11 protein-coding genes are annotated in these 14,414 nt (G+C 67.0%); 4 read left to right on the top strand and 7 right to left on the bottom strand.

Annotation, left to right across the window (positions count from 1 at the left end; translation table 11 throughout):
• Positions 1 to 39 precede the first annotated feature (39 nt).
• Positions 40 to 1,536 (top strand): M20 family metallopeptidase, encoded by a 1,497-nt coding sequence (locus tag AAFF27_27080; GenBank protein ID XAH23590.1) that lies wholly within the window; start codon positions 40 to 42, stop codon positions 1,534 to 1,536.
• 61 nt (positions 1,537 to 1,597) lie between these two features.
• Here the strand turns inward: AAFF27_27080 and AAFF27_27075 are convergent, their stop codons facing one another.
• From AAFF27_27075 to AAFF27_27060, 4 genes are all read right to left on the bottom strand, one after another.
• On the bottom strand, positions 1,598 to 2,944 hold the full coding sequence (locus tag AAFF27_27075) for a M20/M25/M40 family metallo-hydrolase (protein XAH23589.1): 1,347 nt from the start codon (positions 2,942 to 2,944) through the stop codon (positions 1,598 to 1,600).
• Between the two features lie 127 nt (positions 2,945 to 3,071).
• Positions 3,072 to 3,557 carry a YidB family protein gene (locus AAFF27_27070; GenBank protein ID XAH23588.1) on the bottom strand — a complete coding sequence of 162 codons (486 nt, stop codon included), beginning with the start codon at positions 3,555 to 3,557 and terminating at the stop codon, positions 3,072 to 3,074.
• Positions 3,558 to 3,651: 94 nt separating this feature from the next.
• On the bottom strand, positions 3,652 to 4,371 hold the full coding sequence (locus AAFF27_27065; protein XAH23587.1) for a 16S rRNA (uracil(1498)-N(3))-methyltransferase: 720 nt from the start codon (positions 4,369 to 4,371) through the stop codon (positions 3,652 to 3,654).
• 67 nt (positions 4,372 to 4,438) lie between these two features.
• Positions 4,439 to 5,584 carry a phosphotransferase gene (locus AAFF27_27060; GenBank protein ID XAH23586.1) on the bottom strand — a complete coding sequence of 382 codons (1,146 nt, stop codon included), beginning with the start codon at positions 5,582 to 5,584 and terminating at the stop codon, positions 4,439 to 4,441.
• 173 nt (positions 5,585 to 5,757) lie between these two features.
• Between AAFF27_27060 and AAFF27_27055 the strand changes: the two genes are divergently transcribed.
• From AAFF27_27055 to rsmA, 3 genes are all read left to right on the top strand, one after another.
• Positions 5,758 to 8,085 carry an LPS-assembly protein LptD gene (locus tag AAFF27_27055; protein ID XAH26342.1) on the top strand — a complete coding sequence of 776 codons (2,328 nt, stop codon included), beginning with the start codon at positions 5,758 to 5,760 and terminating at the stop codon, positions 8,083 to 8,085.
• Positions 8,086 to 8,164: 79 nt separating this feature from the next.
• Positions 8,165 to 9,583, top strand: coding sequence for a peptidylprolyl isomerase (locus AAFF27_27050; protein XAH23585.1), 1,419 nt, complete (start codon positions 8,165 to 8,167; stop codon positions 9,581 to 9,583).
• A gap of 109 nt (positions 9,584 to 9,692) precedes the next feature.
• On the top strand, positions 9,693 to 10,478 hold the full coding sequence (gene rsmA / locus AAFF27_27045) for a 16S rRNA (adenine(1518)-N(6)/adenine(1519)-N(6))-dimethyltransferase RsmA (protein ID XAH23584.1): 786 nt from the start codon (positions 9,693 to 9,695) through the stop codon (positions 10,476 to 10,478).
• 293 nt (positions 10,479 to 10,771) lie between these two features.
• Here the strand turns inward: rsmA and AAFF27_27040 are convergent, their stop codons facing one another.
• The 3 genes from AAFF27_27040 to AAFF27_27030 all read right to left on the bottom strand — a co-directional run bounded on the left by AAFF27_27040 (position 10,772) and on the right by AAFF27_27030 (position 14,295).
• Positions 10,772 to 11,200, bottom strand: a complete 429-nt coding sequence (locus tag AAFF27_27040; GenBank protein ID XAH23583.1) for a barstar family protein — start codon at positions 11,198 to 11,200, stop codon at positions 10,772 to 10,774.
• An 89-nt stretch (positions 11,201 to 11,289) separates the two neighbouring features.
• Positions 11,290 to 11,721, bottom strand: coding sequence for a ribonuclease domain-containing protein (locus AAFF27_27035; GenBank protein ID XAH23582.1), 432 nt, complete (start codon positions 11,719 to 11,721; stop codon positions 11,290 to 11,292).
• Positions 11,722 to 11,970: 249 nt separating this feature from the next.
• Positions 11,971 to 14,295 carry an NADP-dependent malic enzyme gene (locus AAFF27_27030; GenBank protein XAH23581.1) on the bottom strand — a complete coding sequence of 775 codons (2,325 nt, stop codon included), beginning with the start codon at positions 14,293 to 14,295 and terminating at the stop codon, positions 11,971 to 11,973.
• Positions 14,296 to 14,414: the final 119 nt, after the last annotated feature.

The raw sequence follows: 14,414 nt of genomic DNA, 5'->3' as shown, positions 1-14,414 counted from the left end.
ATTGCGCACTGCCCTTTTTCTTCTCCACGGAGCCCCCTGATGAACGCCCCCCTGCACCGCGAGATCCCCGCCGGCCTGCTTGACAGCGCCCGGCTGCGCAACGACGTCACTGCCCAATGGGATGGCGACATCGTGCGCCAGCTCACCGACTACATCGCCATTCCGGCCAAGTCGCCCGCTTTCGACGCCGACTGGGCGCAGCACGGCTACCTGGAAACCGTGCTGCGCAATGCCGCGCAGTGGGTCGAGGCGCAGAAAGTCGAAGGCCTGCAACTCGAGATCGTGCGCCTGCCCGGCCGCACGCCGGTGATCTTCTTTGAAGTGCCCGCCACCGGCACCAAGGTGAGCGACACCGTGCTGATGTACGGCCACCTCGACAAGCAACCTGAATTCACCGGCTGGCGCAGCGACCTCGGCCCTTGGACGCCCAAGTACCAAGACGGCAAGCTCTACGGCCGCGGCGGCGCGGATGACGGCTACGCCATCTATGCCTCCATCGCCGCGGTGCAGGCGCTCAAGGCCCAGGGCGTGGCACACCCGCGCATCGTCGGCCTGATCGAGACCTGCGAAGAGTCCGGCTCCTATGACCTACTGCCTTATGTGGACGCACTGCGTGCACGCCTGGGCAACGTGGGCTTGGTGGTCTGCATGGATTCAGGTGCCGGCAACTACGACCAGCTCTGGCTCACCACCAGCCTGCGCGGCGTGGCCAGCGGCACGCTCAAGGTCGAGGTGCTGACCGAAGGCGTGCACTCGGGCGATGCCTCGGGCCTGGTGCCCTCGTCCTTCCGCATCCTGCGCCACCTGTTGGATCGGCTCGAAGACAGCGCCACCGGCCGCCTGCTGCCGGCCAGCTTTCATTGCGAGGTGCCGGCCGAGCGCCTGGACCAGGCGCGCGCCACCGCCGCCATCCTGGGCGACGAGATCCATAAGCGCTTTCCGTGGGCGCACTACGACTGCGCCGGCTCGACCCAGTTCGCGCTGCCCACCACCACCGACCCGGTCGAGGCGCTGCTCAACCGCACCTGGAAGCCCGCGCTCAGCGTTATCGGCGTCGATGGCTTTCCGGCGCTGAAAGACGCGGGCAATGTGCTGCGGCCCTTCACCGCCTTCAAGCTCAGCCTGCGCCTGCCGCCGCTGGTGGAGGCCGACCGCGCGGTGCAAGAGCTGAAGGCGCTGCTGGAAGACAACGCGCCCTACCAGGCCAAGGTCACCTTCCAGGGCAACGGCGCCACCGGCTGGAACGCGCCCACCACGGCGCCCTGGTTTGCGCGCGCGCTGGATGCCGCCAGCCAGACGCACTTCGGCGCGTCCTGTGGCTATATCGGCCAGGGCGGCACCATCCCGCTGATGAACATGCTGAGCCAGGGCTTTCCCAAGGCGCAGATGATGGTCTGCGGCGTGCTGGGCCCGAAGAGCAACGCGCACGGGCCCAATGAGTTCCTGCACGTGCCCTATGCGCGCCGGCTCACCGCAGCGGTGGCCGAGGTGATTGCCGCCATGGCGGCGCCGGTCGACAGCACTGTTTCAGCATAAAAAGTGCCTCTAGCCCAGGCGGGGACTGGGCTTATAGCTATAAATTAGATAGCTATGCGGCTCAGCGCGGCGCGCGCTTGGCCAATAGCGGCTGGCTCACGCCCTGCACGCCCACCAGCGCCAGCACCGTCGTCAGGCTGGTCTGCGCGCCCTGCCAGGCATCGGTCGGGTCGAACCACTCGCCCAGCGCGTGAAAGCCGCCGGTCTTGCCGCCGCTGCCCAGGATGATGGCCGGGATGCCCAGGCCCATGGGTACGTTGGCGTCGGTGCTGGCCGCGCGCAGCCCCGGCTTCCAGCCAGCCAGCGTGACGGCGCCCACGGCGGCCTGCACGATGGGCTCGGTCGCGGCCGTGCTGCCGGCGGGGCGGTCGCCAATCAGCGTGGAGGTGACGGTGATCTTCACCGGCGCGTTCCAGCGGCGGTTTTCTTCGTCCACGCCGCGCTGGATGGCGGCCATGATGTCTTTCTCGGCCTGTAGCAACTCGGGCAGCGCGTTGGAGCGAATGTCCACCGCCATGTTGGCATCGCCCGCAATCGTGTTGACGGAAGTGCCGCCACCCACCTTGCCCACGGTAAAGGTGGTCTTGGGGTTGGCCGGCACCTGCACGTCGCCGATGTGGGCGATGGCGCGGCCCATGGCGTGGATCGCGCTGGGCACCTGGCCAAATGCACCAAAGCTGTGGCCGCCGGGGCCCTTGAAGGCGACGTCGTAGCGGTGGCTGCCGGTGCCCTGGTTCAGGATGGTGTCGCCCACGCCGGGCTCCAGGCCGACCATGCCGTCGATGTCGGGCTGGGCCGCAAACAGCGCCTTCATGCCACGCAGGTTGCCCAGCTCTTCCTCGCCCACATTGCCGACGAAGACGATATCGCCCACGGTCTGCAACTTGCGCTCGTTCAAGGCCTTGAGCCAGGACAGCAGCACGGTCAGGCCGCGCGTGTCGTCAGAGATGCCGGGCGCGTACAGCTTGCCGTCGCGCTCGTTCACGGTCACGTCGGTGCCTTCGGGGAACACCGTGTCCATGTGGGCCGACACCACCAGCTTCGGGCCCTGGCCCATGCCCTTGCGGATGCCGATGGCATTGCCTTCCTTGTCGACATAGGCGTCGCTGATGCCCAGCGCGCGCAGCCGCGCCACGAAGTATTCGGCGCGCTTCTGCTCCTTGAAGGGCGGCGCCGGGATCTGCGTCAGCGTGCGCAACTCTTCGACCGTGCGGGCATGGTCGGCCCTGAGGTCATCCAGCACCTGGCGCACGGCGGGCGCGGAGTGCACGGCCAGTACCACCTGCTGCACCGTAGCGCTGGGCGCGGCGACGGCCGACTGGGCACGCGTGACGGGGGAGTAAGCCAGAAGGCCCAACGCCAAGGCAGAGCAGAGCGGGGCCAGACGGTGGCGGGAAAGAATGTGCATGCAGATATGCCCGGCTGCATTGCGCCACCGGGACTTGTTGGTCAAGGGACAGCGCCATTCTTGACCAGGCCGCATGCGTGTTCGCCCAGCCGCGGCAGATTTTTCTGCTGCGGCTGGGGGCTGTGGCTCAGCCGAGCTTGTTCTGCCCGCCCAGCATGTTGCCCAGGCTGGCCAGCAGGCCGCCGGCCGGGGCCTCCTCACCCGGGGCGGGCAGCGCGCCGTTGGGGGTCAGGTGGTTGACCAGCGCCGGCAGGTACTCGGCCAGGTGCGACTGCAGTTGCGCCGGGTCGATACCGACCTTGGCCGCGAGGTTGGTGATGGTCTCGCTGCCCAGCACGCTTTTCAGCTGCTCTTCGGACACCGGCAGGTTGGCGCCGTTGCCGATCCAGGACTGCACCAGGTGGCCCAGCCCGGCTTGGCCGAATTTCTCGGCCAGGCCCGACAGCCCGCCGACCGGGCTGCTGGAGGAGGACAACAACGGCCCAAGCACACCGGCGAGGGCGCCGAGCCCGCCCAGGCCCGCCAGGCCGCCAAGGCCGCCCGCGCCGGGAGCTTGCTCTGGTTGCGCAGATTTATCGCCGAACGCCGAAATGACTGAATCCAGGAGTCCCATATGCTGTCCTTTCAAGTGGTAAGACGTGCAGCGGGCATTGTGCGCGGGATGGTTGCAAACACGTGAAAGGCTGTAACGGGCGTGGGGGCAGACACTAAAGCGCAAGCCGTGCCAGCACTGCCAGCGGCGCGGTCTCGGCGCGCAGCACCGGTGCGCCGAGCCGCACCGGCAAGAAGCCGGCGGCCAGGGCCGCGTCTTCTTCCTCGGGTGCCAGGCCGCCTTCGGGGCCAGACAGGAAGGTCAGCGCCTGCCCGGGCGGCTGCATGTCCGCAGTCAGGGGCTGCGCGCCTTCGCGCAGCGACAGCAGCAGCCGCGTGCCGGGCGGCGCGGCGGGCAGGCTGCGCAGCCAGTCGGCCAGCGTGCGCACCGGGTGCAGCGGCGGCACGCGGTTGCGCCCGCTTTGTTCGCAGGCGGCTACGGCCACGGCTTGCCAGTGGGCAATTTTCTTGTCGGCGCGCTCGCCCGACAGGCGCAGCACAGTGCGCGCGGTGCTCAGCGGCTGCAGGCTGGCGGCGCCCAGCTCGGTGGCTTTCTCCACCAGCCAGTCCATGCGCTCGTTGGCCGGCATGCCCATGGCCAGGTGCAGGGCGCGCGGTGACTCGCGCTCGACCGGGTCGTGCGCGCCGATCTCTACCGTGACCTCGCTGCGGCCCATGCTGCGCACGATGGCCGCGTATTCGCCGCCCTGGCCATCGAACAGCGTGAGCGGGTCGCCGGGCTGGAAGCGCAGCACCTGCACATGCCGCGCCGGGCCGGGCGGCAGCGCCAGGGTGGCGCCGGTGGCAAGGGGCACGGGGCAGTGGATTCGAGGCATTTGCTACTGTATTTGTAGCTAGCAGCCCTTGCTGCACAAGGGCTACAGCCACTTTTTATGTAAATTTCTAAACCCGGCCGTAAGCGAAGCCAACGGTGGGTGTCGTGCCTTCGATGCGGTCTACCAGGCGCAGCAGCGGCAGTAGTTCGCGGTAGCGCCCGGCAGTCGCGCGGATGTAAGCGATGAAACGCGGCGTGTCGGCCAGGTACTTGGGTTTGCCGTCGCGCAGCGTCAGCCGCGCGAAGATGCCGGCCACCTTGAGGTGGCGCTGCAGGCCCATCCACTCGACCGCGCGGTAGAAGTCGCCAAAGTCCGCGTCCACCGGCAGGCCGGCGCGGCGCGCCTGCTCCCAGTAGCGCACCGTCACCTCCAGCACCATGTCTTCTTCCCAGCTCAGGAAGGCGTCGCGCATCAGGCTGGCGATGTCGTAGGTGATGGGGCCGTAGACCGCGTCCTGGAAGTCGAGCACGCCCAGCGCTGCGGCCGGATCGGTGTCGTCCACCATCAGGTTGCGCGGCATGAAGTCGCGGTGGACGTAGACCGGTGCAGCCGCCAGGTTGTGCTCGACCAGCACATCAAAGGTCTTTGCCAGCGTGGCGGCGATGTCGCCTTCCACTGCCACGCCCCGGTGCTGCGCCAGATACCAGTCGGGAAACAGCTGCAGCTCGCGCCGCAGCAGCGCCGCGTCATAGGCCGGCAACTGGCCCGGGCGCGAGGCGCGCTGCCAGGCGATCAGTGCATCGATGGACTGCAGGTAATAGGGCAGGGCGCTTTGCGGGTTCGCGGGGTCCAGGACCTCCAGCATGGTGCGCCGGCCCAGGTCGTCCAGCAGCAAAAAGCCCAGCGGCTGCTCCCAGGCCAGGATGCGTGGCGCCCGCAGGCCGGCGCCGGCCATCAGGCCGGCCACCTGCACGAAGGCGTGGTTGTCTTCCTTGTCCGGCGGGGCGTCCATGACGATGGCGCTGCCGCCGGGCAGGCCGGGCGCGTCCACGCGGAAATAGCGGCGAAAGCTCGCATCCGCCGAGGCCGGGCGCAGCGAGCCTGTTACAAGACCGTGCGCGGCGGCCTGCGCCGCCAGCCAGGCGTCGAAAGCCGCATGGCGGGCCGGGTCGGCCCAGGCGATGGAGGGCGCCACAGGGGCGGCGGCAGAGAGGTCGGGGGCCACGGCCGCGGCTGCGGCGTGGTCCGCGCCGGGGCGGGCGGGTAGGCTCATGGATAATCCCCATTCTACAAAGCGCACCCCAACTTGGATCTCACGCCAGCACTGTCACCTGCCGATGGACGCCTCGACCGATGCATGATCTGACGCAACCGGGTGCCCGGCCGAGGCGCCGTACCTTGCGTACCCTGTTCAAACCCACCCCGCTCGCGCTGCTGGCCGCCGCCATGCTGCAGGGCGCGCCCCTGTGGGCCCAGACCGCCGCAGCAAGCGCCGCGGATGCGGCCGCCGAGCCCTCGCCCACATTGCGCAACAGCCCGCTGCTGCGCCAGGAAATCCCGTCCACGCAGCGCAAGCTGCTGCCGAGCTTCGTCACCGGCGACAACGTGGTCAGCGAGACCGACTTCAACACCATCGTCAAGGGCAATGCCGAGCTGCGCCGCGGCGACATGGTGATCCGTGCCAACCAGCTCGAGTACACCCAGCCCGACGACCTGGCCAAGGCGCAGGGCGATGTCTACATCAACCGCGCCGGCGACATCTTCCAGGGGCCCGAGCTGCAGTTGCACGTCGATGCCTTCGAAGGCTTCTTCACCCGCCCGCGCTACCTGTTCCTGAAGAACAACGCGCACGGTGTGGCCGAGCGCGTGGACTTCATCGACGACGAGCACATGGTGATCCACAACGGCAGCTACACCACCTGCGAGCGCCGCCCGGGCCCGAGCTGGCTGCCCGACTGGATGATCACCGCGCGCTCGATCACCATCGACCAGGGCGACTCCACCGGCGTGGCCGAGGGCGCCATCGTGCGCTTCAAGGGCCTGAGCACGCCAGAGCTGCCGTCGGTGAGCTTCCCGCTGTCGGATGCGCGCCAATCGGGCCTGCTGCCGCCGCTGTTCGGCATCAACAACCTGAGCGGCGTGGAGCTGACGCAGCCCTATTACTGGAACATCGCGCCCAACCGCGATGCCACGCTCTACCCCACCGTCATGAGCAAGCGCGGGGTCGACCTGGGCGGCGAATTCCGCTACCTGGAGAACGACTACCGCGGCCAGATCCGGGCCGACTACATGCCCAACGACAAGTTGCGCGACCGGGACCGCTGGGGCTTGGCCATGCTGCATTCCGGCAGCATCGACACCGGCATCCCTGGCATCGGGTCGCTTGGCCTGAACATGAACATCAACCGGGTGAGCGACGACAACTACTGGAGCGACTTCACCCGCACCGTACCCTCGCTGACCCAGCGCCTGCTGCCCACCGATCTGAACCTGAACTGGGCCCGCGGCGACTTCAGCGTCACCGCCCGCTCGCTCACGTGGCAGACGCTGCAGAACGTCACCTCGCCCATCATTCCGCCGTACGACCGCCTGCCGCAACTGGTGGCGCGCTACAACAAGGTGGACGTGGGCGGCTTCGACTATTCCGTCGAAGGCGACTACACGCAGTTCAGCTCCGACCCGTCGCTTACGGGCCAGCCCAATGCCAACCGCGCCTACGCCCTGGCGCAGATCAGCCACCCCTGGGTGGCGCCGGGCTGGTTCGTCACGCCCAAGGTGCAGTTGCACTCGACCCGCTACGACTTCCAGTACGCGCTGGCCTCCAACAACGCCTTGACCGCCTCGCGCACCGTGCCCACGGTGAGCCTGGACAGCGGCCTGGTCTATGAGCGCGATACCAAGCTGTTTGGCCGCAGCCTGATCCAGACGCTGGAGCCGCGTGCCTTCTACGTCTACACGCCCTTCGTCAACCAGAACTACCTGCCGGTCTACGACACCGCGCGCACCGACTTCAACTTCGCCTCGATCTACAGCGAAAACGCCTTCGTCGGCCACGACCGCATCTCTGACAACAACCTGCTCACGCTCGGCGTGACCACGCGCCTGATCGACGCCGACACCGGCGCCGAGGCCGCGCGCTTCGGCATCGCGCAGCGCCTGCGCTTCCGCGACCAGCTCGTGACCTTGCCAGGCGAGTCACCGGCCACCGACCGGCTGAGCGACGTGATGCTGGGCGCATCGATCAACTGGACGCCGCGCTGGGGCTTTGACTCCACCGTGCAGTACAACCCCAAGACCGGCCGCTCGGAAACCTCATCCATCGGCGGGCGCTACAACCCGGGCGACTTCCGCACCGTCAGCGTGGCCTACCGCCTGCAACGCGACACCAGCGAGCTGATCGACATCGGCTGGCAATGGCCGCTCAGCGACCTGTGGGGCGGCAAGCGCAGCATGGACCGCATGCCGGGCCGCGGCCTGGGACCGGGCAATGTCTACGCCGTCGGCCGCCTCAACTACAGCATGTTCGACAGCTCGATCGTCGACTCTGTCGTCGGCTTCGAGTACGAGGGAGATTGCTGGATCGGCCGCGTGGTGCTCGAGCGCCTGCAGAGCAGCACCACCACCTCCACCAAGCGCATCCTGTTCCAGGTCGAGTTCTTCGGCTTCTCCAGTGTGGGCGCCAATCCCCTGCAGGCCTTGCAGCGCAATGTGCCGCGCTACCAGTACCTGCGCCAGGAGATCAGCACCCCGAGCCGCTTCAGCCGCTACGATTGACCCCCCTCCGGCCGGCCCTGCGTGCCGGCCGCTCCTGTTTTCCCTGTAACTTCCCGCCCAGCCCGCGAACTCCACCGCCATGATGAAACGTGTACACGTCCTGCCGCTTGCCAGTCTGGCGGCCCTCCTGGCCACTGGCGCGTTGGCCCAGGGGCTGCGTCCCTCGGCCGGCGCCGGCAGCCTGGGGCTGCCGCGCAGCAACGCCGCTGGCGCCCTGCAGCCCTCCGCCATCACGGTGCCACGTGTCTCCGGGTCGGTCACCAGTGAGTCGCAGCAGGCCGACTACATCGTTGCTGTCGTCAACTCCGAGCCGATCACCAACAACGAAGTGCGCCAGCGCGCCGAGCGCGCGGCCCAGCAATTCACCCAGCAGGGCCGGCCGCTGCCGCCGCGCGATCAGTTCATGCGCCAGGTGCTGGAGCGCATGATCAACGAGAAGGCGCAGCTGCAAGTGGCCAAGGAGAACGGCATCAAGGTGGATGAGTCCTCCGTCGACCAGGCCGAGCAGAGCGTGGCGCGCCAGAACCAGGTCGAGGTGCCCGAAATGCGCCGGCGCCTGCAGGCCGACGGCATCGCGCTGTCGCGTTTCCGTGACGACCTGCGCAACCAGTTGCTGCTGCTGCGCCTGCGCGAGCGCGAGGTCGAGTCGCGCGTGAAGATCAGCGACCTGGAAGTCGACCAGTACATCCAGGACCAGCAGGGCAAGAGCGACACCACCGCGCTCGAACTCAACCTGGGCCATGTGCTGGTCATCGTGCCCGAGATGGCCACGCCCCAGGAAGTCGCCACGCTGCAGCAAAAAGCCCAACGCGCCGCCGACCGGGCCCGCGCCGGCGAAGACTTCGCCACCGTTGCGCGCGAGATGTCCGATGCCGCCGAAGGCCGCAACGGCGGCCTGCTGGGCCTGCGCGCCGCAGACCGCTATCCGTCGCTGTTCGTTGACGCGGTCAAGAACCAACCGGTTGGCAGCATCGTCGGCCCGATCCGCTCGCCGGCGGGCTTCCATGTGCTCAAGGTGGTCGAAAAGGTGCAAGGCGGTGTCGGCACCTCGGTCATCCAGACCCACGCGCGCCACATCCTGCTGCGTACTGGCTCCCACCTCACCGAGGCCCAGGCCATCGAGCGCCTGGCCGACTACCGGCGGCGCGTCCAGTCCGGCCAGGCCACGTTCGAGTCGCTGGCACGCGAATATTCGGTGGATGGCAGCGCCAAGGATGGCGGCGACCTGGGTTGGGCCAATCCCGGCCAGTTCGTGCCTGAATTTGAAGAAGCGCTGGCCGGCCTGACGCCGGGCGACATCAGCGAGCCGGTGGTGTCGCGCTTTGGCGTGCACCTGATCCAGCTCGTCGAGCGCCGGTCGCACACCCTGACCCAGCGCGAGCAGCGCGACATGGCCCGCAACGACGCGCGCGAGAAGAAGCTCGACGAGGCCTACTCCACCTGGGCGCAGGAAGTCCGCGGCCGCGCCTACGTCGAATTCCGGGACCCACCGCAGTGAGGCTGACTTCCCCCCAGGCTACGCACTTCGTGTCTTCGCCAACCCCCCTCCGGGGGGCGGCCGTGCGCAGCGGCCCTTGGGGTCTTCGCTGCGCTCGACGGAGTGGTGTATGAAGCACATTCCGCGCAAGCGCTTTGGGCAGCACTTCTTGTCCGACAGGGGCATCATCGAGGCCATCGTCGATGCCATTGCGCCGCAGCCGGGGCAGCCGATGGTGGAGATCGGGCCGGGCCTGGCCGCATTGACACAGCCCTTGGCCGAGCGCCTGGGCCGGCTCACCGTGATCGAGCTGGACCGCGACCTGGCGGCGCGGCTGCGCAGCCACGCGCAGCTCGACGTGATCGAGTCTGATGTACTAAAAGTGGACTTTGCCCAGGTGGCGCTTGGGCTTGGTGCTACAAAATTGAGAGTTGTGGGCAACCTGCCCTACAACATCTCCACACCCATCCTGTTCCACCTGCTCGACCACGTAGGCGTGATCGAGGACCAGCATTTCATGCTGCAAAAGGAAGTGATAGACCGCATGGTCGCGCGGCCGTCGACAGCCGCCTACGGGCGCCTGTCGGTCATGCTGCAGTGGCGCTATGCCATGGAAGACGTGTTGTTCGTGCCGCCCGAAAGCTTCGACCCACCGCCGCGCGTAGACAGCGCCGTGGTGCGCATGCTTCCGCATGCCGAGCCGGCCGCACTCGATGTCGCGCACCTGAGTGAATTGGTGCAGGTGGCCTTCAGCCAACGCCGCAAACTGCTGCGCCACACGCTAGGGCGCTGGCTGGAACAGCAAGAGTTCAGCGGCACTTTCGACGTGCAACGCCGCGCAGAAGAAGTGCCGGTAGCCGAATACGTAGCGCTAACCCAGGCGCTAAGCGCGGCAAGCGCGCAGCGCGAGCCGTAAAAACCCAGGGGCCGCTGCGCACGGCCGCCCGAAGCGGCCGGCCCGCCCCCGGAAGGGGGTTGGCGAAGACACGAAGTGCGAAGCCTGGGGGAGAGCCTAGTTTCAGGCGGCTGAGAGCCAGTAACCTGAGTTAAACGGACTGCTCATACGCAGCGCCAGGGGCGACACGTCGACGAGCTTGTCGGTCGGCATCTTCTCTGCGGGATCGGTTTCCAGTGCGATGCCGGTGACGGCCTCTGGCGCTGGCGTAGCCTCATTCGCCCGTTCTGCTTGGCTGGTAGATGCAGAACGGGCTACAGAAAAGAATAGAAGCACCGGAAGGGCACTTTGCGGTCCCCCCAGTAATCCGAGGCTTCGCGGAAGATGTCGAGCAGCTGCTCGCGTGCTTCCTTGTCGAACTTGGCATGTGCCGGAATCTGCTCAAGCACCACCAGGAAGCCTGGTTGCGGGCCCGATTTATGCAACGGGTCCGTCATGCAGTCGTACAACGCGTCGAAATTCTTCCCGAAATGGGAGGGGAAAGTGAACTGTCCGGCAATCATGTCCAACACATCCTGCTTGGACTGTGCCTCCGCCAGATTGGCGTACAGGAAATGATGGCCGAGACCTTCAGCTGCTTCCTGCAGGTCGGGCACGCGGAAGGCGCGGATCGACTGCACGATATTGCTGCGCACGCCCCGCAGGGGTGCCTCGTTCTCTTTACTACGAAGTGGCGTGTCCATCTCCGCTGCTCTTTCTCGTTAAGGTCTAAAAATCCAGGAACGGCTCGCAAGCCATCCGCCCTGCTGTTTGCGTCCAGCGCCCGCTGCCGTCAATCGACGATCTCGCGGAAGCTGGCATAGTGGTCGCTGGTGTAATAGCAGCGATCCGGTGCCTTGGGCGCGCCACCGCAGACAATGCGTCTGGCGCCCCGGTCACGGGAACCCGGTGTCTTCACCGTGTACTCGCGGTAATAACCGCGCGTTTGGGGTGGCAGCAAGCGCTCCCGGTTGCCGAATACGCTGCCGTCTTTCTCATGCCGAAACGTCCCGCCAGCGCGAATGCGCTCGTAGGTTTCGCGGCCCTGGGGCGGCAATTCAGCGATGGAGACGACGGCGGATTGCGGTGCAATCGACGGCATGCGCGCCTGCACCGAAACGGTGACGCCAAGAACCAGCAGCCCCAGTACGCTTGCACGAACCGCCACAGCTGCTGTGGAGAAAGCCGCTCTGAACGCTTGTCTCCGCGCCACTTCACGCCACATGCCAAAACACCTTTCGGACTTTCCGGAAGGCACCCGGCCATGTCGAACAGGCCTGCGGCGCTGCTCGAAATTTCCGAAATTTTCCCCGGGTTAACCCCAAATTTCAATCCGCTAGTGTGACGGAAACAGGCCTGCAACGCAAGTGTCTACTAGCATTGCAGGCCTTGGCCCTGGGGGTTTCGCGTCTGGCGAAGAGGGGATGTAAGTCGGTACTCGCTGTGCGGTTATGGCCCGTATTGGCTGGGTTTTCTAGCGGGAAGCGTTGGCGTCGGCGACGGTCAGCGCAGTCATGTTGACGATCCGGCGCACGGTGGCGCTGGCGGTCAGGATGTGCACAGGTTGTGCCGCGCCCAGCAGCACCGGGCCGATGGCAATGCCGCCGCCGGCTGCGGTTTTCAGCAGGTTGTAGGAGATATTGGCGGCGTCGATGTTGGGCAGCACCAGCAGGTTGGCGTCGCCGGCCAGGGCGCTGTGCGGCATGATTTGCGCGCGCTGGGCGCCGTCCAGCGCCACGTCGCCGTGCATTTCGCCGTCCACTTCCAGCCAGGGCGCCTGGATGCGCAGCAGGTCCAGCGTCTGGCGCATCTTCACCGCGCTGGGCTGGTTGCTGCTGCCGAAGTTGGAGTGGCTCAGCAGCGCAGCCTTGGGCTTGATGCCGAAGCGCATCATTTCCTCGGCGGCCATGACCGTGATCTCGGCCAGTTGCTCGGCGGTCGGGTCGTAGTTGACGTGGGTGTCCACCAGGAATATCTGGCGGTCCGGCAGCAACAGGCCGTTCATGCAGGCATAGGTGCAGACGCCGGCGCGCCGGCCGATGACCTGGTCGATGTAGTTCAGGTGCAGCTGGGTATGGCCCCAGGTGCCGACGATCAGGCCATCGACCTCGCCCTTGTAGAGCAGCATCGCGCCGATCAGCGCCAGGCGCCGGCGCATCTCGATCTTGGCCATCTGCACGGTCACGCCCTTGCGCTCGGTCATGCGGTGGTAGGTCTGCCAGAAGTCGCGGTAGCGGTGGTCCTGCTCGACGTTGACCACGTCGTAGTCGCGCCCTTCCTGCAGGCGCAGGCCGAACTTCTCGATGCGCTGGGCGATGATGGCCGGGCGGCCGATCAGTGTTGGGCGGGCGACGCCCTCGTCCACCACGATCTGGGCGGCGCGCAGCACGCGTTCTTCCTCGCCCTCGGCATAGGCCACGCGCTTCTTCGACGCGGCCTTGGCGGCGGCGAAGATCGGCTTCATCGTGGTGCCAGAGGCATAGACGAAGCTTTGCAGGCTGTCGCGGTAGGCGTCCATGTCCTTGATCGGGCGCAGCGCCACGCCGCTGTCGGCGGCGGCCTGGGCCACGGCCGGCGCGATCTTGATCATCAGGCGCGGATCAAAAGGCTTGGGGATCAGGTAGTCCTTGCCGAAGGCCAGCGGCTCGCCGGCATAGGCGGCGGCCACCACTTCGCTTTGCTCGGCCTGGGCCAGCTCGGCAATCGCATGCACCGCGGCGATTTCCATCTCGTCGGTGATGGTGGTCGCGCCCGAGTCCAGTGCGCCCCGGAAGATGTAGGGGAAGCACAGGACGTTGTTGACCTGGTTCGGGTAGTCGGTGCGGCCGGTGGCCATCACCACGTCGCCGCGCACGGCATGCGCGTCTTCGGGGGAGATTTCCGGGTTGGGGTTGGCCAGCGCGAAGATCACCGGGTTGGCCGCCATCTTGGCGACCATGGCGGGTTTCAGCACGCCGCCGGCCGACAGGCCCAGGAATACGTCGGCACCGTCGATCACGTCGCTGAGCGAGCGGGCTTCGGTTTTCTGCGCGAAGAAGGCCTTGTCCTCGTCCATCAGCTCGGTGCGGCCTTCATAGACCACGCCGGCCAGGTCGGTCACGTAGACGTTTTCACGCTTCAGGCCGACCTTGAGCAGCAAGGTCAGGCAGGCCAGTGCCGCAGCGCCCGCGCCAGAGGTCACCAGCTTGACCTGGCCGATGTCCTTGCCCACGACCTTCAGGCCATTGAGCATGGCGGCGGCGACGGTGATCGCGGTGCCGTGCTGGTCGTCGTGGAACACCGGGATCTTCATGCGCTTGCGCAGCTCGCGCTCGACGAAGAAGCAGTCCGGTGCCTTGATGTCTTCGAGGTTGATGGCGCCGAAGGTGGGTTCCAGCGCGGCGATCACGTCGACCAGCTTCTGCGGGTCTTTCTCGGCGATCTCGATGTCGAACACGTCGACGCCGGCGAACTTCTTGAACAGCACGCCCTTGCCTTCCATCACCGGCTTGGAGGCCAGCGGGCCGATGTCGCCCAGGCCCAGCACGGCGGTGCCGTTGGTGATCACGGCCACCAGGTTGCCGCGGCTGGTGTACTTGAAGGCGGCGTTCGGGTCCTTGACGATCTCCTCGCAGGGCGCAGCCACGCCGGGCGAATAGGCCAGCGCCAGGTCGCGCTGGTTGAGCAACTGTTTGGTCGCGGCGATGGCGATCTTGCCCGGCTTGGGAAACTCGTGATAGGCCAGAGCGGCGCGGCGCAGCTCAGCGCGGCGCTCCTCCAGATTGGTCTGGGCGCTGGCCGGGGAAGTGGGGGTGGACATGCGTGCGTCTCCTGCGCGGGGCTACTGCTTCAAGCGGCCGTGCCGCGCATGGGCGCGGTGGGCGGCGTGTCTGAGGGAGCTGGGATTGTAGACATCGGCTGTGGCACTCCTGCGCCGCC

The organism is Xylophilus sp. GW821-FHT01B05 (assembly GCA_038961845.1).
Lineage (GTDB): Bacteria > Pseudomonadota > Gammaproteobacteria > Burkholderiales > Burkholderiaceae_C > Xylophilus.
This window is presented reverse-complemented; position numbering and strand designations above follow the sequence as displayed.

Coding starts and splice junctions, on each gene's coding strand:
- AAFF27_27070 (XAH23588.1), bottom strand. CDS start 3,557: ATGGGACTCCTGGATTCAGTCATTTCGGCGTTCGGCGATAAATCTGCG.
- AAFF27_27055 (XAH26342.1), top strand. CDS start 5,758: ATGCTGCAGGGCGCGCCCCTGTGGGCCCAGACCGCCGCAGCAAGCGCC.
- AAFF27_27065 (XAH23587.1), bottom strand. CDS start 4,371: ATGCCTCGAATCCACTGCCCCGTGCCCCTTGCCACCGGCGCCACCCTG.
- AAFF27_27030 (XAH23581.1), bottom strand. CDS start 14,295: ATGTCCACCCCCACTTCCCCGGCCAGCGCCCAGACCAATCTGGAGGAG.
- rsmA (XAH23584.1), top strand. CDS start 9,693: ATGAAGCACATTCCGCGCAAGCGCTTTGGGCAGCACTTCTTGTCCGAC.
- AAFF27_27050 (XAH23585.1), top strand. CDS start 8,165: ATGATGAAACGTGTACACGTCCTGCCGCTTGCCAGTCTGGCGGCCCTC.
- AAFF27_27080 (XAH23590.1), top strand. CDS start 40: ATGAACGCCCCCCTGCACCGCGAGATCCCCGCCGGCCTGCTTGACAGC.
- AAFF27_27040 (XAH23583.1), bottom strand. CDS start 11,200: ATGGACACGCCACTTCGTAGTAAAGAGAACGAGGCACCCCTGCGGGGC.
- AAFF27_27035 (XAH23582.1), bottom strand. CDS start 11,721: ATGTGGCGTGAAGTGGCGCGGAGACAAGCGTTCAGAGCGGCTTTCTCC.
- AAFF27_27060 (XAH23586.1), bottom strand. CDS start 5,584: ATGAGCCTACCCGCCCGCCCCGGCGCGGACCACGCCGCAGCCGCGGCC.
- AAFF27_27075 (XAH23589.1), bottom strand. CDS start 2,944: ATGCACATTCTTTCCCGCCACCGTCTGGCCCCGCTCTGCTCTGCCTTG.